The sequence below is a fragment of the Paenarthrobacter sp. NPDC092416 genome (assembly GCF_044755025.1).
Classification (GTDB): Bacteria; Actinomycetota; Actinomycetes; order Actinomycetales; family Micrococcaceae; genus Arthrobacter.
Genome location: NZ_JBIVQG010000007.1, coordinates 208,006 through 227,635, shown reverse-complemented (window position 1 = coordinate 227,635; position 19,630 = coordinate 208,006). Strand labels below are relative to the sequence as shown.

The 19,630-nt window shown below is 61.5% G+C and carries 17 protein-coding genes; 6 read left to right on the top strand and 11 right to left on the bottom strand.

Features of this window, described 5'->3' with window-relative positions; translation table 11 throughout:
* Positions 1-58: 58 nt before the first annotated feature.
* Positions 59-847, bottom strand: a complete 789-nt coding sequence (locus ACIQC5_RS15010) for a GntR family transcriptional regulator (protein WP_400283770.1) — start codon at positions 845-847, stop codon at positions 59-61.
* Between the two features lie 163 nt (positions 848-1,010).
* Here ACIQC5_RS15010 and ACIQC5_RS15005 point away from each other — a divergent pair, with 163 nt between their 5' ends.
* Positions 1,011-1,304, top strand: coding sequence for an HPr family phosphocarrier protein (locus ACIQC5_RS15005; protein ID WP_400283767.1), 294 nt, complete (start codon positions 1,011-1,013; stop codon positions 1,302-1,304).
* A 96-nt stretch (positions 1,305-1,400) separates the two neighbouring features.
* On the opposite strand, the gene ACIQC5_RS15000 is transcribed toward ACIQC5_RS15005, so the two are convergent.
* The 5 genes from ACIQC5_RS15000 to ACIQC5_RS14980 all read right to left on the bottom strand — a co-directional run bounded on the left by ACIQC5_RS15000 (position 1,401) and on the right by ACIQC5_RS14980 (position 6,608).
* Entirely contained in the window at positions 1,401-1,802 is a 402-nt protein-coding gene (locus ACIQC5_RS15000) for a cytochrome c oxidase subunit 4 (RefSeq protein ID WP_400283764.1), read from the bottom strand.
* Entirely contained in the window at positions 1,799-3,520 is a 1,722-nt protein-coding gene (ctaD, locus tag ACIQC5_RS14995) for a cytochrome c oxidase subunit I (protein ID WP_400283762.1), read from the bottom strand. The genes ACIQC5_RS15000 and ctaD overlap by 4 nt, the downstream gene beginning before the upstream one ends.
* A gap of 10 nt (positions 3,521-3,530) precedes the next feature.
* On the bottom strand, positions 3,531-4,403 hold the full coding sequence (gene coxB / locus ACIQC5_RS14990) for a cytochrome c oxidase subunit II (protein WP_400283759.1): 873 nt from the start codon (positions 4,401-4,403) through the stop codon (positions 3,531-3,533).
* A gap of 182 nt (positions 4,404-4,585) precedes the next feature.
* Positions 4,586-4,975, bottom strand: coding sequence for a HesB/IscA family protein (locus ACIQC5_RS14985; RefSeq protein WP_400283756.1), 390 nt, complete (start codon positions 4,973-4,975; stop codon positions 4,586-4,588).
* A gap of 199 nt (positions 4,976-5,174) precedes the next feature.
* Positions 5,175-6,608, bottom strand: coding sequence for a dipeptidase (locus ACIQC5_RS14980; RefSeq protein WP_400283753.1), 1,434 nt, complete (start codon positions 6,606-6,608; stop codon positions 5,175-5,177).
* A 119-nt stretch (positions 6,609-6,727) separates the two neighbouring features.
* Here ACIQC5_RS14980 and ACIQC5_RS14975 point away from each other — a divergent pair, with 119 nt between their 5' ends.
* The gene (locus ACIQC5_RS14975) at positions 6,728-7,321 is read left to right on the top strand and encodes a DUF3043 domain-containing protein (protein WP_400283750.1); all 594 of its coding nucleotides are present in this window, start codon (positions 6,728-6,730) and stop codon (positions 7,319-7,321) included.
* Between the two features lie 82 nt (positions 7,322-7,403).
* On the opposite strand, the gene ACIQC5_RS14970 is transcribed toward ACIQC5_RS14975, so the two are convergent.
* Positions 7,404-8,483, bottom strand: coding sequence for a quinone-dependent dihydroorotate dehydrogenase (locus tag ACIQC5_RS14970; protein WP_400283747.1), 1,080 nt, complete (start codon positions 8,481-8,483; stop codon positions 7,404-7,406).
* A 68-nt stretch (positions 8,484-8,551) separates the two neighbouring features.
* Here ACIQC5_RS14970 and ACIQC5_RS14965 point away from each other — a divergent pair, with 68 nt between their 5' ends.
* Genes ACIQC5_RS14965 through ACIQC5_RS14955 form a run of 3 tightly spaced genes read left to right on the top strand, consistent with a single transcriptional unit; the run spans position 8,552 to position 12,336 of the window.
* Positions 8,552-10,234, top strand: a complete 1,683-nt coding sequence (locus ACIQC5_RS14965) for an FAD-binding dehydrogenase (protein ID WP_400283745.1) — start codon at positions 8,552-8,554, stop codon at positions 10,232-10,234.
* Positions 10,235-10,243: 9 nt separating this feature from the next.
* Positions 10,244-11,269, top strand: coding sequence for an alpha/beta hydrolase (locus ACIQC5_RS14960; RefSeq protein WP_400283742.1), 1,026 nt, complete (start codon positions 10,244-10,246; stop codon positions 11,267-11,269).
* Positions 11,266-12,336 carry an alpha/beta hydrolase gene (locus ACIQC5_RS14955; protein ID WP_400283739.1) on the top strand — a complete coding sequence of 357 codons (1,071 nt, stop codon included), beginning with the start codon at positions 11,266-11,268 and terminating at the stop codon, positions 12,334-12,336. Before ACIQC5_RS14960 ends, ACIQC5_RS14955 begins: the two co-directional genes overlap by 4 nt.
* 15 nt (positions 12,337-12,351) lie before the next feature.
* Here the strand turns inward: ACIQC5_RS14955 and ACIQC5_RS14950 are convergent, their stop codons facing one another.
* The 3 genes from ACIQC5_RS14950 to leuA form a co-directional block, all read right to left on the bottom strand.
* The gene (locus ACIQC5_RS14950) at positions 12,352-13,176 is read right to left on the bottom strand and encodes an isoprenyl transferase (protein ID WP_400283736.1); all 825 of its coding nucleotides are present in this window, start codon (positions 13,174-13,176) and stop codon (positions 12,352-12,354) included.
* A gap of 2 nt (positions 13,177-13,178) precedes the next feature.
* Positions 13,179-13,931, bottom strand: a complete 753-nt coding sequence (recO, locus tag ACIQC5_RS14945) for a DNA repair protein RecO (protein ID WP_400283734.1) — start codon at positions 13,929-13,931, stop codon at positions 13,179-13,181.
* Between the two features lie 87 nt (positions 13,932-14,018).
* A complete protein-coding gene (gene leuA, locus ACIQC5_RS14940; protein ID WP_400283731.1) occupies positions 14,019-15,758 on the bottom strand; it encodes a 2-isopropylmalate synthase in 1,740 nt (579 codons plus the stop codon).
* Between the two features lie 251 nt (positions 15,759-16,009).
* On the opposite strand from leuA, the gene ACIQC5_RS14935 reads away from it, so the two are divergent.
* Positions 16,010-17,962, top strand: coding sequence for a M13 family metallopeptidase (locus ACIQC5_RS14935; RefSeq protein ID WP_400283728.1), 1,953 nt, complete (start codon positions 16,010-16,012; stop codon positions 17,960-17,962).
* Positions 17,963-18,044: 82 nt separating this feature from the next.
* Here ACIQC5_RS14935 and ACIQC5_RS14930 read toward each other — a convergent pair whose 3' ends face one another.
* Complete coding sequence (locus ACIQC5_RS14930; RefSeq protein ID WP_400283725.1) at positions 18,045-19,622, bottom strand: LCP family protein; 1,578 nt, start codon at positions 19,620-19,622, stop codon at positions 18,045-18,047.
* Between the last annotated feature and the right edge of the window lie 8 nt (positions 19,623-19,630).

Below are 19,630 nucleotides of genomic sequence, written 5' to 3'. Positions count from 1 at the left end.
CTTTCTCAACCTGTTGAACAACCGTGCCCCCCATGGGGCACTCAGTAAACTCCGCGAGCTACTGTGTCCGATACCCGGACGAGTAGTTCCGGGTTGGACGCACACCTGGCCTCTGAAGCGGGATCCACAACTTGTAGCGATCAGCCCTGTAATACGAAACGGAGTAGTCCACCATTGCGCGGGCCACGAAGGCATGGCGCTGAATCTTGAGAAGGGGCGCTCCCACGTCCACGTTGAGCAACCGGGCAGTCGATGGCGACGCCGCGGTTGCCTCGATCATGTCCTCGCCCCACTCCATCACCAGACCGAATCGCTCGCTGAGTACGTTGTAGAGCGACGTCGGCGGCGCTTCGTCCAAAAGCCCAGGAACACGGTGGGCAGGTATGAAGTTTTCGTCCACACTCATGGGCTCGTTGTCGGCCAACAGGAGGCGCCTGAACCTGACCAACGGGGTACCCTCGTCCAGTTGCAACTCCCTTGCGAGGAAAGCACTGGCCGCAATCTGCTCAAAGCTGAGCACCTTGGCAGCAGGCACCATGCCTCGGCGCTGCATTTCCTCACTGTAGGACGTCAGTTTCACTTGGAGGTCCAGCTTGGGTTTCTTAACAAACGTCCCGAGCCCGACGACGCGTTCAATGACTTCCTCGCCAACCAGCGCATCGATTGCCTGCCGCACCGTCATTCTCGCAAGCCCGAAACGCAACGATAGATCGCGTTCGGAAGGGAGTGACGAACCGGGCGGGCACGACTGTCCGATAAAGGCGCGGAGGATTTCACGGAGCTGTATGTAGATGGGCGTCGCGCTCGTCCGATCAATCTCACCTGCGATGTCCGCTGCATCAGCCATCGCAGGCAGCCAGCTTCATTTGAGTCATACATCAAGGGTAGATCAACGCTGGTTCAGGTCTAGACCACTTGGTCGCCTGTGGTGCGGGTAATGCGTTCACGCGGCTACGCTTATATGGATCAATTTTCATGGACGGCCATCCCGTCGTAGCAAAGGAGCCCGCTTGCCGGAGCAGAAAGCCTTCGTCGCCGCCGAAATCGGCCTGCACGCCCGGGCAGCAGCGGTATTTGTCCGTGCAGTAACGGAGACGGGCCTACGAGTCACCATCCGAAAGCCAGGTGGCCCTGCCGTGGACGCACGCTCACTTCTTGAGGTCATGACCGAGGACTTCAACCATGGGTGTGAGGTGTTCCTGGAGGTTGCCCCAAACGACCTTCCTGACGGTTTCAGCGCCCAGGAGGCCGCAAATGCCTTGGGTAGACTTTCGGCTGTCCTGGAGGCCCCTGAGGCCCGCTGAGGACACTACAGGCCACGGCCGCTTGCGGTCACGATCAACAACGACGGCGGGCCCCACCAAAAGGTGGGGCCCGCCGTCGTTTTACATCAAGTACTGCTAGTGCGCGTGGTCACCGCGGCTGTATTCAAATACCCAGCCAACAAGGGCCACCAGGGCCAGGCCACCAGCGACATACGTCACCCAGAAGCCAATGGCCAAACCGAGGAACCCACCCGCACATGACAGGCCGAGAACCAGCGGCCACCAGCTCCAAGGGCTGAAGTGACCCTGTTCGCCAGCGCCTTCGTGGATTTCGGCGTCCGGACGGTCCTCGGGACGCATGCCGATCCGCTTACCGGTGAATCCAAGGTAAGCGCCGATCATGCCGGCCAGGCCACCCACCAAGAGGATACCCAGGACACCGACCCACTCAGACCAGTTGGTCAGGAATCCGTAGGCGAGAGCGACGGGGACGAAGAAGAATACTCCTGCTCCAAAGAGCCACGATTCGATTTTCACTTGCGGACGTCCTTCTGGTCAGCGTTGCCCAATACAGCTGCTGCGGGCTCCGGGGACTGGGCGGTGTGGACCTGGGCCAGCTCCGGGTGGTGCAGGTCCAGTGCCGGGCGCTCCGAACGGATGCGGGGCAGGGAGGTGAAGTTGTGACGCGGCGGCGGGCAGGATGTTGCCCATTCAAGCGATGCGCCGAAGCCCCAAGGGTCATCGACCTCCACCTTCTTGTTGCTGCGCCAAGTGATGTAGACGTTCCAGAAGAACGGCAGCAGTGAAGCACCGAGCACGAAGGACGAGATGGTGGAGAACTGGTTCATCCATGTGAAGTTGTCCTGCGGCATGTAGTCAGCGTAACGACGCGGCATACCCTCGACACCCAGCCAGTGCTGGATCAGGAACGTGCCGTGGAAGCCCAGGAACAGGAGCCAGAAGTGGATCTTGCCAAGGCGCTCGTTGAGCATCTTGCCCGTCCACTTCGGCCACCAGAAGTAGAACCCTGCGAACATCGCGAACACCACCGTACCGAAGACCACGTAGTGGAAGTGAGCCACAACGAAGTAGGAGTCGGAGACGTGGAAGTCGAGCGGCGGGGAAGCCAGGATAATACCGGTCAGGCCACCGAAGAGGAACGTCACCAGGAAGCCGATGCTCCACAGCATGGGGGTTTCAAAGGTGATGGAGCCCTGCCAGAGTGTGCCGATCCAGTTGAAGAACTTCACGCCTGTTGGTACTGCGATCAGCATGGTCATGAAGGCGAAGAACGGAAGCAGTACCGAGCCGGTCACGTACATGTGGTGGGCCCACACGGTAACGGACAGTGCGGCAATGGCAATCGTTGCGTAAACCAGGCCCTTGTAACCAAAGATCGGCTTGCGGCTGAACACAGGGAAAATCTCAGAGACGATGCCGAAGAACGGCAGGGCGATGATGTACACCTCGGGGTGGCCGAAGAACCAGAACAGGTGCTGCCAAAGGACGGCACCGCCGTTCTCCGGGTCGAAGATGTGTGCACCGAACCGACGGTCTGCACCGAGCGCGAACAACGCGGCGGCCAGCGGCGGGAATGCCATCAGAACCAGGATCGCCGTCACGAGGGTGTTCCACGTGAAGATCGGCATACGCCACATGGTCATGCCGGGAGCACGCATGCAGATGATGGTGGTAATGAAGTTGACGGCACCAAGGATGGTTCCGAAACCGGAGAGCGCAAGGCCGAAGACCCATAGGTCACCACCGACGCCCGGGCTGAACGTCGTGTTGGACAACGGCGCGTACGCAAACCAGCCAAACGAAGCAGCACCCTGGGGCGTGATGAAGCCGGACACCGCGATGGTGGAACCAAACAGGAAGAACCAGAAGGCAAGAGCGTTCAGTCGCGGGAATGCGACGTCGGGAGCACCGATCTGCAGCGGCATGATGACGTTGGCAAAGCCAGCAAACAGCGGTGTAGCGAACATCAGGAGCATCACGGTGCCGTGCATCGTGAACATCTGGTTGTACTGTTCCTTGGTCTGCAGGATCTGCATACCGGGTTCGAACAATTCAGCACGGATCAGCAGCGCCATGACGCCGCCAAGGCAGAAGAACACGAAGGACGCAATCAGGTACATGTACCCGATGGTCTTGTGGTCCGTGGAAGTGATCCAGTTGACGACGATGCGTCCCTTGGACTTAGGAACTACGGGAGCCTCAAGGGTCCCGGCGGATTGAGTGTAAGTAGCCACGTCGCTCCCCTTACTTGGTTTCGTTCAGGTTCGGGTTGCGGTCGTACTCTTCGCCGAGCAGGCCCGTGTTGCCTTCCTGGCGCAGCTTGTCCATGTGGGCCTGGAATTCAGACTCGGAGACAACCTTGACGCGGAAAAGCATTTCGGAGTGGTATTCACCGCAGAGTTCGGCGCACTTGCCGTCGTAGGTACCCTCCTTGGTGGGGGTGAACCTGATGTAGTTCGTCTTGCCGGGGATCATGTCGCGCTTCTGGAGGAAGGCGGGAACCCAGAATGAGTGGATGACGTCGCGGGAGTTCAGCTCCAGGTCCACCGACTTGCCAACGGGCAGGTACAGGGTGGGAAGCAGTTCCTTGTTGACTTCGTTACCGGTCAGGTGCGCCTGCACACCGGCCTCGTGGAGGTCCTCGGAGATGACTTCGCCCTGCTTGTAGTTGAAGTCCCATGCCCACTGCTTGCCGCGGACGTCAACGACGACGTCTGCCGGCTGCGAGCGGTCATCGATCGCACGCTGGTCCTGGTCGGTGAAGTAGAAGAACACCAAAACCATGAACAGCGGGATGGTCAAGTAGAAGACCTCGAGCGGCAGGTTGTAGCTCAGCTGCTTCGGGAAACCGGTGGTTCCCTTGCGACGACGGTAGGCAATGATGCACCAGACCAACAGGCCCCACGTGATGATGCCGACTGCCAAGGCGGCGATCCATGAGTTGACCCAGAGGTCCATGATCCGGTCAGTGTGGTTGGTGGTACCGCGCTCTGTCGGCAACCAACCCTTCTCTACCTCTGGTGAACATCCGGTCAAAACCAACGCGCCGGCGAGTGCCAAGCCAGTGATCGAGGTGATCTTTATGCGTCGGCTGCCGGTTCGGTTCTGCGAACTCACAGACGGCCCTTCCTCTTGTTGCTGTCTCCCGGCAGGCCAAAGGCCCACCGGGCACACTAAAAGTTTTACTACCCGATGTAGAGCTTACCGCTACGAAGCGGTTTTCGCGCACATGTCAGCGCCGTGGCTCGGATCGGTTTGGAACCAATCCGGACGACGCCGACGTGCGGCGATAGCTCAGATCAGTGGAACGAATCGCCGCAGGCGCAAGACCCGCCGGCGTTCGGGTTGTCAATGGTGAAGCCCTGCTTCGAGATCGTGTCTTCGAAGTCGATGCTGGCGCCACTGAGATAGGGAACGCTCATCTTGTCCACAACGACCTCAACGCCGTCGTAGTCGCGAACTGCGTCTCCGTCCAGCAGTCGCTCGTCGAAGTAGAGCTGGTAGATCAAGCCCGAGCAGCCGCCCGGCTGCACTGCAACGCGAAGTCGCAGATCGGTGCGCCCTTCCTGCTCGAGGAGGCTGCGGACCTTGCCTGCAGCGACATCGGTCAGGTTGACCTCGTGCGTGGCGAGCTCCTCGTCAGTGACGACCTGTGCTCCGGTGCTGTTTTCGTTGGTTGCAGTGCTCATTGGCCTACCTTCTTATAACGCTCCTGGCGGCGGCGCCGGAACGCCTGCCTGCCCTTACCCAATTACGTACGGGCTATAGCTACATGCTACGTCGCACAGACGCATTGCTATAACTCCTGACGTAACCACGGCGAGCATTTGCTTGTTCCCGACGCCGACCGGCAGTTACCGAAAGTCCACTCCCACAGACGTGGATGCGTCAGCTCCCCAGTCCGTCGGCGTTGAGCCGCGCCAGGAGGAGCGCCTCAGCCAAGACCGCGTGCCGGAAGTCACCAATGTGCAGGGATTCGTTGGCGCTGTGTGCCCGCGAATCCGGATCCTCGACCCCCGTCACCAGGATCTGGACGTCCGGGTACATTTCCGTGAGGTCGGCGATGAACGGGATCGAGCCGCCAATGCCCATCTCCACGGGCTCGACACCCCATGACTCTTCCAAGGCCCAGAGCGCCGTCCGGGCCGCCGCGGAAGAGGTATCGGTGGAGAAGGGGTTGCCGCGCTCCCCCGGAGTGAACGTCACCTTGGCCCCAAAGGGGGCGTGGTCTTCAACGTGCTGCTTCAAGGCTTCCATTGCGGCGTCAGGATCCTGTCCCGGGGCCAGGCGCATGCTGAATTTGGCGCGGGCCGCGGGAATCAAGGTGTTCGATGCCACATCAACTGCGGGCACATCCATGCCGATGATGGACAACGCGGGCTTGGTCCACAGCCGCGAGCCGATGGTCCCGCTTCCGGCGAGCTGCACGCCGTCGAGCACTGAAGCGTCGGCGCGATATTCGGCCTCCGTGAGATCAACAGCCACCTCATCACGGGCAACCAGCCCGGCGACTGCAACATTTCCGTCGTCGTCATGAAGAGTGGCGATGAGGCGCGACAAAAGCGTTGGCGCATCCAAAACCGGACCGCCAAACATGCCGGAGTGGACAGCGTGTCCAAGGACGCGCACCTCAAACGTGCCGTCCACGAGGCCCCTGAGGCTGGTGGTCAACGCGGGAATCCCGACCTTCCAGTTACTGGAGTCTGCCACCACAATGACGTCGGCACGCAGCAATTCCTTGTGCTCTTCAAGGAATGCACGGAAAGTAGGCGACCCTGCCTCCTCTTCTCCTTCGAAAAACAACGTCACGCCCAGGCCGAATTCGTCGCCAAGGACCTTCGTCACAGCGCTGTAGGCCGCAAGGTGGGCCATGATGCCAGCTTTGTCGTCAGCGGCACCGCGGCCGTACAGACGACCGTCCCGCTCTTCGGCGACGAATGGCTCTGAGTTCCATAGGGCGCGGTCTCCCGGCGGCTGGACGTCGTGGTGGGCGTACAGCAGGATGGTCGCCTTGCCGTCTGCGGCAGCGCGGCGTGCGACGACGGCAGGGCCGCCGGGGGTGCCGTCCGGTTTGTCACACCGAAGGATACGGACGTCCTCCATCCCTGTTGCCCGGACCATGGAAGAAACGACCTCTGCGCTACGGTCGAGTTCTGCTGGATCGAAACTGGCCCAAGCGATGCCGGGGATGCTGACGAGCTCTTTCAACGAGGCCAGGGTGGTGGCGAACGAATCGCTGACTGCCTTGGACAGTGCCTCGACCGGGATGGTGCCGGAGTTCCGTTGCTGGTTCTGCGGGATCTCCGCATGTGCTGAAGTCATGGCCCACACTTTACCGCCGACCGTCTCAGTGGATCGGGAGGCGCGGCACCCCCTCGCAGACTCCGGCAGCGGACGGGTCACGTAACCTGCGCCACCTTCGTGCGGGGTATTCTGTATGGGTGTTCGGACGCAAAAAGGAAGAGCCCAGCGCTCAAGCAGTAGTTGACCAGGCCCACGCCGCAGCCCAGGACCCGGGTGCCGGAAAGGGTACCCCTACGCCCAAGCGAAAGGACCAGGAGGCCGCCCGCAAGCGGCCGTTGGTGCCCAACGACCGTAAGGCTTCCAAGGAAGCGGAGCGTGTGGCAATCCAGGACCAGCGGCAGAAGATGCGCCAGGCACTGGACACCGGGGACGAAAAGTACCTTCCCCTGCGCGACAAGGGACCGCAGAAGCGCTACACGCGTGACTACGTTGACGCCCGGTTCAGCCTGGGCGAGTACCTCATGTTCGGTGCGCTGCTCTTTGTTGTTGTATCGCTGATCATCCCGTCCAACAGCGAACAAATCAGTTACGTACTGGTTGGCTTCTGGATCATGTTCCTGGCCGTTTTCGTGGACGTCTTCATTCTTTCGCGGAAGCTGCGCAAGCGCCTGACCGAGAAGTTTGGCGAAGTTGAACGCGGCACCGTCTGGTATGGCTGCATGCGTGCCCTGCAGTTCCGCAAGCTCCGCTTGCCCAAGCCCCTCGTCAAGCGCGGCCAGTTCCCCTCGTAGGTCTGCACCGCCCCTTCCTCCCATCAGCACGAAGACCCCGGACCGCTGGTCCGGGGTCTTCGTCTTTTAGGCTGTGGGACCTCTAACGGGTTCCGGCCTTCCGAAGCTTCACGAGTCCTTTGTTGATCCCTGCTGCCCAGAACGGCCCCTCGTACAGGAATGCCGTGTAGCCCTGAACCAAGGAGGCGCCGGCATCGAGTCGGTTCTGGACGTCCTGGGCAGTTTCCACGCCGCCAACGGCTATGAGCACCAGGTTGTCTCCCACGGCATCTTTGAGCCGGCGGAGTACATCCAGCGAACGCTGCTTGAGCGGAGCGCCGGACAATCCTCCGGCGCCGAGTGACTCCACTTTCGCTGCATCGGCAACGAGGCCGTCGCGGGCAATGGTGGTGTTCGTAGCGATGATTCCATCAAGCTTGAGGTCGAGCGCCAGCCGGGCAACGTCGTCGATATCCTCGTCGCTCAAGTCCGGCGCGATCTTAACCAGCAGCGGCACGTGGCGGCCCGCCGCCTCATCAGCCGCATCCCCCACTGCCTGCAGCAACGGTCGCAGCGTTTCCACGTTCTGGAGGAGTCGCAACCCCGGAGTGTTGGGGGAACTGACGTTGACCACCAAGTAGTCAGCCGCGGGCGCCAGGCTCCGGGCGCTCACCAGGTAGTCCTCAATGGCGTCCTCGAGCTCAACCGCTTTGGTCTTGCCAATGTTCACACCAATAATGGGCCTTACATTGGCGTGCTGGCGCTGCAAGGAGGCCCGCGCCGACTTTAGCCGCGGTGCCACAGCCGCAGCGCCGTCGTTGTTGAAGCCCATGCGGTTGATCACGGCCCGGTCTTCAATCAGGCGGAAAAGTCGCGGCTTCTCGTTGCCCGGCTGAGCCTGGCCTGTGATGGTTCCAACCTCCACGTGTCCAAAGCCCAGTTCGGCCAAAGCCTCGATCCCGTGGCCCTCTTTATCGAAACCCGCAGCCAGCCCGAAGGGCGAGGGGAAAGTGAGGCCGAGCGCTTGCGTGCGCAGCGAGGAATGGGGAGCTGTCATCCTCGCAAGAATCCGGCCCACCCCCGTACGGTGGGCAGCCCGGATCGCCTGAAAGCCAATTTTGTGGGCTTTCTCGGCATCCATCCAGGAAAAGGCCAGCTTGAAGAAGGTGGGGTAAACGCGCATGCTCCTAGTTTTCCGGTTTACGGACAACTCGCCAAACCCATGACTGCCCGGACGGCTAGCATGTACGCATGCCGCTACAAGATCGTGACGCAGATCATGGGACCAAGAGGATTGCCGCCGATGTGATCGTGGTTGGAGCTGGATTGGCCGGGCTCGTCGCGGCGGCGACGGCATACGCCGCCGGCAAACGTGTTGCGATCCTCGACCAGGAGCCGGCAGCTTCAATAGGCGGTCAGGCCCACTGGTCGTTCGGGGGATTGTTCATGGTGGACACGCCGGAACAGCGCAGGCTCGGGGTCAGGGACAGCGCGGAACTTGCCCTGTCGGATTGGTTTGCCTCCGCCGCTTTTGATCGGACCGAGGATGCACACGCCCGCGAATGGGCTGAGGCGTACGTCCACTTTGCGGCTGGCGAGAAGCGATCATGGCTGAAAAGCCTCGACGTCGGAATCTTTCCCCTGGTGCAGTGGGCCGAACGCGGCGGGTACGGCCCTCAAGGTCACGGAAACACCGTGCCGCGTTTCCATGTCACGTGGGGAACGGGCCCCGCTGTGGTGGAACCATTTCTCGCAAAGGTCCAGGAGGGCGTCGAAGCGGGTTTGGTTTCCTTGCATTTCCGCTGCAGGGCAACGTCGTTGATAACGACGGCGGGCCGCATCAGCGGCGTCGCGGGCGAGATTCTGGAGGCGTCGACGGCGGTGCGGGGCGAAGCTTCCTCGAGGGTCGCCGTCGGCGGTTTCGAGGCGAAGGCGGGGTCTGTAGTGGTGACCACCGGCGGCATTGGCGGAAACCATGAGACCGTGCGCCGGCAGTGGCCCGCTGGAACCGCCCCGGAGCACATGCTCAGCGGCGTCCCGGCATCTGTCGATGGAGGATTCCTTCCCGCGGCCGAGGCCGCTGGTGCAGCTCTGGTCAACGGTGACCGCATGTGGCATTACCCGGAGGGAATTGAGAATTACGCCCCCGTCTGGCCTGGCCACGGCATCCGCATCCTGGCGGGCCCCTCCTCCTTGTGGCTCGACGCCGAAGGCCGACAACTGCCGGCGCCGCTGTTTCCCGGCTTCGATTCCCTCGGAGCGTTGCGACACATCGTAGGTACCGGCCATGGCTATTCCTGGTTCGTCCTCAATCGCACCATTGCCCTCAAGGAGCTGGCGCTCTCCGGCTCCGAGCAGAACCCCGATCTCACCGGGAAGGATGTCGCGCTCTTGGCTTCTCGGCTGAAACCCGGCAGCGACTCCCCCATCCAGCGCTTCCTGGAACGTGGCGTCGATTTTCTTCAGGCACCAACACCGAGGGAACTTGCCGCAAAGATGAATGCACTCAGCGGAAACTCCTTGCTGGACGCAAACCGCCTTGAAGAACTCGTCGTTGCCCGCGACCTCCAGGTTTCCAGCGGCCTTGGCAAGGATCCCCAACTTGCGGCGATTCGTGCCGCCAGGCGCTTCGCGACCGACAAGTTGATGAGGGTAGCCGCCCCACACCGGCTGGCGGACCCGGCCCACGGCCCCATGGTGGCCATTCGGCTGTCCGTGCTGACGCGAAAAAGCCTTGGCGGCCTCCAAACAGACCTGCGGTCCCGCGTGCTGGATGCGCAAGGCCAGGCAATCCCAGGCCTCTACGCAGCCGGAGAAGCCGCAGGTTTTGGCGGCGGTGGCATACATGGGTACCGCGCTTTGGAGGGTACCTTCCTGGGCGGGTGCCTGTTCACTGGCAGGGCTGCCGGCCGAGATGCCGGGGCTAGTGTCTAAGCTGAAGCCATGGAGTGGTCAACGGACATCCTTGGGGAGGACTTCCAGTCTTGCGGTTTCGAAGCCACGGGACGTGACGGCGTGGTGCGCCGCGCCACGTTGGTCCGCCACAGGCCCTCTGAGATGAGCGAGCCGGGAGGCGCTGAGAAACGATCCGCTGATTCTGTGGGTTCAGTACTGTTCCTGCACGGTTGGAGTGACTACTTCTTCAATGTTGAACTCGCGAGATTTTGGGCCTCACGCGGATATGACTTTTACGCACTGGACATGCACAACCATGGCCGCAGCCTGCAAACGGACACTCCCGGCGGTTACGTGGCGAACCTCGGTGACTATGATGCCGAAATCAGCAAAGCAATTGCGGTCATTCATTCGGACAGGGCAGAATCCTCCGGTTCAAGCCTGGCGCTCATGGGGCATTCGACGGGCGGGCTCGTGGCGGCCCTCTGGGCCAGCCGGCACCCCGGAGAAGTCCAGTATCTGGTCCTCAACAGCCCCTGGCTGGAAATGCATGGAAACTCCCTGGTTCGGCGGGCTGCACAGACGATGGTGGGCCCCATCGCCAGGTTCCGGCCCAAGACGGTTCTGCGGCTACCGGAGCGTGGATTCTACTTCCGCAGTATCAGCAGCACTGCCGAGGGCGAATGGCCCTTGGACGAAAAGTATCGCCCGCCCCTCGCCTTCCCGGTCAGGGCAGGCTGGCTCAGCGCAGTCCTCGCAGGCCATTCACAGGTGGCACGTGGACTGCAACTCCCCATGCCAGTTCTGGTCCTGACATCTGCAGCCAGCGCCAACGGAATGGTGTGGCAGGAGTCCATGCGCCGCTCAGATGCTGTTCTTGATGTGGACATCATCGCCTTGCGGGCCATGGCCCTGGGATGTTCGGTCACACTGGAGCGGATCGAGGGCGGACTCCATGACGTGTTCCTGTCCGCACCTTCCGTGAGGGCGGACGCGTATAAGAGGCTTTCGCGTTGGATTCGCGGATACATGGAAGTTGACGCGGCGGAGAGCCGGCGGGAAGGAGACGCATGACAACCACCGACGAGTCACTGTCACTGTGGCAGCCGGACATCATGGGCCATGGGTTCGAATGCATGGACCTGCCACTGGAAGCAGACGACGAAGGCCCTGTAAAGGCAACACTGATCAGGCACAAGCCACCGGTCGCGGCGCCTCCACACGGCATTCTGGACGTCATTGCCGCGTTCACCAAACGTCGTCGCCGTGCAATTCCCAGTGATCCTGCCGGCGCTCCAAGGGTTGTGCTTTATCTGCACGGCTGGGCGGATTACTTCCTCCAGACAGAACTGGCCGAATACCTGACGGCCTCCGGGTTTCACTTTTACGCGTTGGACCTGCGGAAGTTTGGCCGCAGCCTGCTGCCAGGCCAGACCCCGGGATATACCACGGACCTCGCTGTCTACGACGAGGACATCGCTGCGGCCCTGCTGGAGATCGAGAAGGACATCGCCGGCCGGACCAATAACGCTGTGTCACCGACCATCCACATCATCGCCCATTCGCTGGGTGGCCTGATTGCCTCGCTGTGGGCGGACCGCAACCCGGGCCGGATTGGCACGCTCGTCCTCAACTCCCCCTGGTTGGAACTCCAAGGCAGCAGCCTGATCCGCAGCATTGCCATGCACTTGGTGGAGCCCTTTGCCCGCACGGACCCCAAACGGCCGTTCCGCTTCCCCGAAATGCCGGCCTATTGGGAAAGCGTCAGCAACGAGGCGCACGGCGAATGGATCCTTGACCCGGACTGGCGTCCTCGGGCTTCATTCCCCATCCGGGCCGGCTGGACCAAAGCCGTCCTCTCCGGACATACAGCCGTGGAACGGAAACTCAATATCGATGCCCCGGTGTTGGTCCTCTTGTCCGGACGGACCAGGATCCAGGGCGAATGGACAGCTGAGTTGATGCGCGCCGATGCCGTCATCGACGTCGAGGAGACGTCAAGGCGGGCACTGGGACTTGGACGCCGCACGGCCGTTTTCCGTTACCCAGGGGCACTGCACGACGTCTTCCTCTCGAGGCGAACTGTTCGTCAGCAGGCCTATCGCGACGTCGCCGTGTGGCTTGGCTCGTACCCCTACTGATTTAGCAGCTTCGTGCTACTTTGCGGCAGGCGCCGCGTCAACGGCTCCACCGTAACGCCTGTCGCGTTTGGCATAAATCTCGACGGCGTCCCAGAGTGTGCGCCGATCGACGTCCGGCCACAGCGTGTCCATGAAGACGAACTCGGCATATGCCGACTGCCAGAGAAGGAAGTTTGAAAGCCGCTGCTCCCCGGAACTGCGCAGGAACAGGTCCACATCCGGGAGATCCGGTTCATCCAGGTACTTCTGGATGGTCTTCTCCGTGACGGAACCGGGCTTGAGGCGGCCCGCCGCGACGTCGTGCGCGATCGCGGACACGGCGTCGGCAATCTCTGCTCGGCCACCGTAGTTAACACACATGGTTAGTGTGCAGGTGTCATTGGCACGGGTGTACTCCTCTGCCTCTTCGAGTTCCTTGATGACAGAACCCCAGAGCCGTGGACGCCGGCCTGCCCAGCGAATCCGTACTCCCCACTGGTCCAACTGATTGCGCTGACGACGTAGCACATCCTTGTTAAATCCCATGAGGAAACGGACTTCCTCGGGCGACCGACGCCAGTTTTCGGTGGAAAAGGCGTACACACTGACGTACTTGATGCCGAGTTCAATGGCCCCGGCCATGACGTCCAGCAGGGCAGGCTCTCCAGCCTTATGCCCCTCAATTCGCGGCAGTCCCCGCTGGTTGGCCCAGCGTCCATTGCCATCCATGACGATGGCAACGTGCTGTGGGATGAGCTCACTCGGAATGCTGGGTGGCACAGCCCCGGAAGGGTGCCCATAAGGTGCAATGACCGGCGTAGTCCTGGCCATTGTTGTCCTGTTCTTCTTTCCAAGTGCCACAGTCAGCTTCGCTCCACGTGTTTGAGTGATTTCAAGGCTCGTTCAAGATGCCATTGCAGATAGCTCGCCACCAAGCCCGCCGCTTCCCTTCGGTGCTGGGAAACTGAAGCGTCGGCTGTATTCCAGTCGCCCGCCAGAAGTGCCCCGAGGAGCACCACCGTTTCGGGTGCGGGCGCCGGCGATCCAGGCGGCCTGCAATCGCCGCACACCATGCCGCCAATCGGAGCCGCAAAAGCTGTGTGCGGGCCGGGCCTTCCGCAACGGGCACAGTCGGTGAAACTTGGTGCCCAGCCACCTGTGGCCAGGGCGCGCAGCAAATATGAGTCAAGAATAAGCTCAGGCGGATGGTCCGAACGGCTAAGGGCGGCCAACGCACCAACCAGCAGGTTGTATTGCGCCGTCCCTGATTCGGCGTCGGCGTCCGTGAGCTTCTCAGCAGCTTCGGTCATCGCGGCGGCAACGGTGAACCGGCCGTAGTCCGCAGCAATGCTGCTCCCGTACGCCCCCTTGGCCACGGCCTGGGTCACGATGTCCAAGGTGCGGCCGGAGATGAGTTGCAGATCGGCCACCATAAAAGGTTCCAGGCGCGCCCCAAAGCGGCTGCTGGTCCGGCGAACCCCTTTGGCCACCGCACGGACTTGTCCGTGATGCTTGGTCAGCAGCGTAATGATGCGGTCAGCTTCACCCAGCTTGTGGGTGCGAAGCACCACGGCATCGTCGCGGTAGGACCGCGCAGCAAAAGATGGATTGGCCACAACTAATCTTCGCATCATGCCGGCAGTCGGGAGGGACCGCCGGTCCGTGTGGTGACGGTATTTCCCGTCACCACACGGCAGGGGTTGTTAGGCCTTGGCGTCCCGAACTGCGCGGTTCACGGCCGATACCAAGGCCTTGAGCGAGGACGTGGTGGTGCTCGGGTCAATGCCCACGCCCCACAGCACGCGTTCACCCACAGCACATTCCACGTAGGCGGCTGCACTCGCGCTGCCGCCCTCGGACAGGGCGTGTTCACTGTAGTCCAGAACACGCACGTCCACGCCATCGTGGTGGAGGATGTCCAGGAGCGCGGCAATGGGGCCATTTCCGTGGCCGGTGCGGCGAACTTCCGTACCGTCAATCCGCAGATTGGCGTTCATGGTCATTGCGCCGGACTCGTCGGTCTCCGTGCTGACGCTTCCCAGTGAGTAACGGCCCCACTGTGCCTGTTCCTCGTCCGACGGCAGGTACTCATCCTGGAAGATCTGCCACAGCTGCGCACCGCTCACTTCTCCGCCAACGGCGTCGGTCCTGCGCTGGATGACACCAGAGAATTCAATCTGCGCACGACGCGGCAGGTCCAGGTTGTGCTCATTCTTCAGCAGGTACGCGACACCGCCCTTGCCAGACTGCGAGTTCACGCGAATAACGGCTTCGTAGCTGCGGCCGAGGTCCTTGGGGTCGATCGGCAGGTAGGGAACCTGCCACGTAAAGTCATCGACTTCCTTGCCGGCCGCGGCTGCATCCTTCTCGAGGGCTTCGAAACCCTTCTTGATGGCGTCCTGATGGGAGCCCGAGAAAGCAGTGAAGACGAGGTCGCCACCGTAAGGAGAGCGCTCAGGCACGGGCAACTGGTTGCAGTACTCAACAGTTCGACGGATCTCGTCAATATTGGAGAAGTCGATCATGGGGTCCACGCCCTGCACGAACATGTTCAGCCCGAGTGTGACCAGGTCAACGTTGCCTGTGCGCTCACCGTTTCCGAACAAGCAGCCTTCAATGCGGTCAGCTCCGGCAAGGTAGCCCAATTCAGCCGCTGCCACGCCAGTGCCGCGGTCGTTGTGGGGGTGCAAGGAAATGATGATGCCGTCGCGCGGGTGCAGGTTACGGTGCATCCACTCGATCGAGTCGGCGTAGACGTTGGGTGTTGCCATCTCGACGGTAGCCGGCAGGTTGATGATGACCTGCTTGTCCGCGGAAGCTTCGAAGACATCAGCAATCGCGTTGCAGACACGGGCTGCATACTCGAGCTCGGTTCCCGTGAAGGATTCCGGGGAGTACTCGTACGTGATGTGAGTGTCTGTCAGGGTTTCTTCGTACTTCTTGCACAACCTGGCACCTTGCAAGGCGATGTCCAGGATGCCGTCTTCGTCCTGGTTGAACACAACCCGGCGCTGAAGCACGGACGTGGAATTGTACAAGTGGACGATGGCCTGCTTGGCGCCCACCAAAGACTCGTACGTCCTTTCGATCAGGTGCTCACGCGCCTGCGTCAACACCTGGATGGTGACGTCGTCCGGGATATGCCCGCCTTCAATCAGCTGACGAACGAAGTCAAAGTCAGTCTGCGAGGCCGAGGGGAATCCAACTTCGATTTCCTTGAAGCCCATGGTGACGAGCAGCTGGAACATCTTCAGCTTTCGGGCAGGGCTCATGGGGTCGATCAGGGCTTGGTTACCATCACGCAGGTCAACGGCGCACCAGCGCGGGGCCTTGGTGATGACCTTGTCCGGCCAAGTGCGGTCCGGGACCTCGACGGTGATCTGGTCCTGGAAAGGAACGTAGCGGTGGATCGGCATACCGGAGGGCTTTTGTGCATTACGCATGACGTTGTGGCCTTTTCTCTAAGATCTAAGTGAAAGATTAGCCGGGCACAACGAAACTCCGCGGCGAGGGTGGCCCAGCGTCAGATCGCTTATCAGGCCTCGCCGCGGCAGCTAAGAAGAAGCATTCCTGCGCGCACAAGTTCACACTAACACGGTGCGTATGATGACAGTGCAACACCTCATGCAACGTCCACTATGCAGACGCCGCGTCGGTGGCATCGCCGGCTGCAGCGCCCATCCAAGGAGCCACATTGCCACAGTCGGGGATCACTCTTTCCAATATCGATCACAGCGTCCGGCCCCAGGACGACCTCTACCAGCACGTCAACGGCGCTTGGCTCAAGAGCACGACCATTCCCGATGACAGGCCGCTGGAGGGCACGTTCACGGCTCTGCGCGACGAGGCTGAACTCGCCGTCAAGGCGATCATTGAAGAAGCTGCCAGCAAGGGCGAGGCCGCGACCGGCGTCGAAAGTAAAGTCGGCGGCCTTTACGCGAGCTTCATGGACGAAGCTGCCGCGGAAGCCAAGGGCTGGGAACCAGTCCGTGCAAGGCTGGACGAGGTCGCGTCCGTCGGCTCCACGGAGCAGTTGGCCGCATTGATTGGCCGGCTTTTCCGCTCGGATGTATCAGGACTGTTCTCCATCTACCCGGCACCGGATGCGGGCAACCCGGAACGGGTGCTGCTCTACATCGGACAGGGCGGCCTCGGGCTTCCGGACGAGTCGTATTATCGGGAAGAAAAGTTCGCACCGATTGTGACCGCCTACGAGGCGTACATCGCCAAACTCCTGGGCCTCGCCAGCGTCCCGGACCCCGAAGGTGCAGCCGGGCGTGTGGTTGCGCTGGAGACTGCGCTGGCATCCCACCACTGGGATAACGTCACTTTGCGTGATCCGCAGAAGACCTACAACCTGAAGACCGCGGACGAAGGACGCCAGTTGTTCCCCTTGCTGGACACCTGGTTCGAGGCGGCCCGAATCGACGCCGACAAGCGGAGCGAAATCGTCGTCAGCACGCCCGACTTCTTCACCGGTGCAGCAGCACTCCTCGAATCCGAGCAGCTGGGAACGTGGAAGGAATGGCTTGCACTGCGGGTCCTCAGTTCCGCAGCGCCCTACCTATCCTCGGAATTCGTGGACACGAACTTCGATTTCTATGGCACAACGCTCAGCGGCACACCACAGAACAAGGAGCGTTGGAAGCGCGGAGTCGCCGTCGTCGAGGCCGCACTCGGCGAGGCTGTCGGCCAGATCTATGTCGACCGGCACTTCCCGGCCGGACACAAGGCCAGGATGCAGTCCCTCGTGGACAACCTGATTGAGGCCTACCGGCAGAGCATCTCCGAACTCACCTGGATGGGCGAGGAAACCAAAACCGAAGCCCTCAAGAAGCTGGCCGCCTTCCGCCCGAAGATCGGATTCCCGGACCAATGGATTGACTACTCGGCTGTGGTGATCGACCCCAATGACCTTCTGGGGAACGTGGAGCGTGCGCATGACGCCGACGTCGACCGCCACTTGGACGAGGTCGGCAAGCCGGTTGATCTGAACAAGTGGCTCATGACTCCGCAAACGGTAAATGCGTATTACCACCCAATGCTGAACGAGATCGTTTTCCCGGCGGCAATACTGCAGCCACCCTTCTTTACGGCAGATGCCGATGACGCCGTGAACTACGGCGGAATCGGTGCAGTGATCGGCCACGAGATCGGCCATGGCTTCGATGACCAGGGTTCGCAGTTTGACGGCAGCGGTGCCTTGCGGAACTGGTGGTCCGAGCAAGACCGGGCTGCCTTTGAAGCCCTCACCGCCAAGCTCGTTGCGCAGTACGATGCCTTGTCCCCCTATGCGGCCCCGGACCACAAGGTCAACGGAAAGCTGACGCTGGGCGAGAACATTGGAGACCTCGGCGGTCTGACGATCGCGTACAAGGCTTACTTGTTGAGCCTGAACGGTTCGGAGCCCGAAGTCCTCGACGGCTTCACCGGACAGCAGAGGTTCTTCATGTCGTGGGCTGCCGGTTGGCGCCAGGTCATCCGCAGCGAGGAAGCAATCCGCAGGCTTGCCACCGACCCCCACTCCCCCAATGAGTTCCGTACCAACGCCATAGCCCGCAATCTCGATGCTTTCCATGAGGCTTTCACCATCAGCGACGGAGATGGCATGTGGATGGCGCCCGGGGAGCGCGTCAGCATCTGGTAAAACTGTGGCCGGGCATCCCGCGAGGGGTGCCCGGCCACTGTTTGACCTAAACCAAGTTGGCGCTGTTGGGTTCAGCTTGTCGCTATTGAGTAATGTACAGCGGGTTGACCTGCTGGCAGACGGCATCATTCGCCGTCTGGTTGACCACATCCGAAGGCACTGATGCCGAGCCGTACTTCGTCCCGGTACCAAAGTCGGTTCCCATGTAGAGCTGGACGCCGGAGACTCCCGGAGCCTCTTGGACCTGGGCTGCAGGAATGCCCAAGAGCGTGGCCACATCCGTAGCGACGTCCGCAAACCCGCTGCCGTAGTAGACCACCGTCTGCTCCACCGGATTCGCCAGGTAGGACACAGACTGGGTGAACCCATCACCTGTGAGAACGGCCATGATTTCCTGTGCGCGCGAACTCACACCAGTGCCGTTGGCAACAGCCACCGGCTGGATGGCCTTGTTGTATGCCGGCGCGGCAGGGGGAGCCGTTGTGGGCGTTCCAGACGGCGACTCAGTGGCCGAACCCGTCGGAGTGGCCGTGGGGCTGGATGTGGCGCCCGGTGTTGTGAGATCAAGGTCCGCTTGGAGTGCGGCGAACAACTGGGACGCTTGCGGCTCCACGAGTTCCAGCCGGTTGATGTCAACAGCGGCGGGCTGCGTGGGAACCGCAACGAACGCAACCTTGGAGACGTCGATGTCCTTCAACCTGCCACCAATGGTCAGGAGCGACGGAACATCCGCCAAGCCTTCATCGACCGTCAGGTTCTGGGTCACGACGTCGGCGATCTGGAGCAACCGTTGCGGATTACCGAGCGTTCCGTCTGCCTTGAGCTTCCTGGTCAAGGACGAGAGGAATGCCTGCTGGCCCTTGATGCGTCCAAGGTCTCCGCCGTCGCCGAACGCATGCCTGGTACGAAGGAAGGCCAGAGCCTGTTCGCCCTCGACCAGCGAGTTGCCCTTTGCCAGGCGCAGGCCGGAGTCAGGGTCGAAGACGGGGTCACTAACGCAGACGTCCACGCCACCCACTGCTTTGGAAAGCTCCTTGACCGCATTGAAGTCCGCCATCATGAAGTGGTCAATCTCAAGGCCGGTCAACTTGTTGACCGTGTCAACGGCACAGCCGATGCCGGCCTCAGCCATTGCCTCGTTGATCATGACGCCCCTGCGCGCAGGGTACGTCTGGTTGGTGGTGTGATCCGTGCACTGGGGAACATCCACCAAGAGGTCGCGTGGGAAGCTCATGACACTGACACGCTTGTTGTCCGCGGAAATATCCAGAAGCATCATGACATCCGAGTGGCCGTATCCAGTGGAGTCCTCGGCGCTGCCATACTGCGAGTTCTTTCCATCCCGGGTATCCGAACCCAAAATCAGGATCTGCAGCCGGTCGGACTTGTCGTTGACCACCGTGGCGCTCGTGTCGCGGCTTTCGCCGGCTGTGAGTGGCGCCTTGGTGATGTTGGACTGGAGCCTGATGAACCAGAAAGCCGCAAAAGCCACGCCGGCAACCAACGCCACCGAGACAACGCCGGTAACAATCTTGAGCCAGAGCGGAAGTCCCTTGGGCACGTTCATGTGGCGCGGGGTGCCTTCGGCGTCCTCACCATGGCGTGCCACGCTGATGCCAGCGGTGCCGGTGCCCTCTGGGCGGGCGTCACGACGTCGCACTATTCGGT

Coding starts and splice junctions, on each gene's coding strand:
- ACIQC5_RS14955 (WP_400283739.1), top strand. CDS start 11,266: ATGACAACCACCGACGAGTCACTGTCACTGTGGCAGCCGGACATCATG.
- ACIQC5_RS14980 (WP_400283753.1), bottom strand. CDS start 6,608: ATGACTTCAGCACATGCGGAGATCCCGCAGAACCAGCAACGGAACTCC.
- ACIQC5_RS14985 (WP_400283756.1), bottom strand. CDS start 4,975: ATGAGCACTGCAACCAACGAAAACAGCACCGGAGCACAGGTCGTCACT.
- leuA (WP_400283731.1), bottom strand. CDS start 15,758: ATGCGTAATGCACAAAAGCCCTCCGGTATGCCGATCCACCGCTACGTT.
- ACIQC5_RS14970 (WP_400283747.1), bottom strand. CDS start 8,483: ATGCGCGTTTACCCCACCTTCTTCAAGCTGGCCTTTTCCTGGATGGAT.
- ACIQC5_RS14960 (WP_400283742.1), top strand. CDS start 10,244: ATGGAGTGGTCAACGGACATCCTTGGGGAGGACTTCCAGTCTTGCGGT.
- ACIQC5_RS15010 (WP_400283770.1), bottom strand. CDS start 847: ATGGCTGATGCAGCGGACATCGCAGGTGAGATTGATCGGACGAGCGCG.
- ACIQC5_RS14965 (WP_400283745.1), top strand. CDS start 8,552: ATGCCGCTACAAGATCGTGACGCAGATCATGGGACCAAGAGGATTGCC.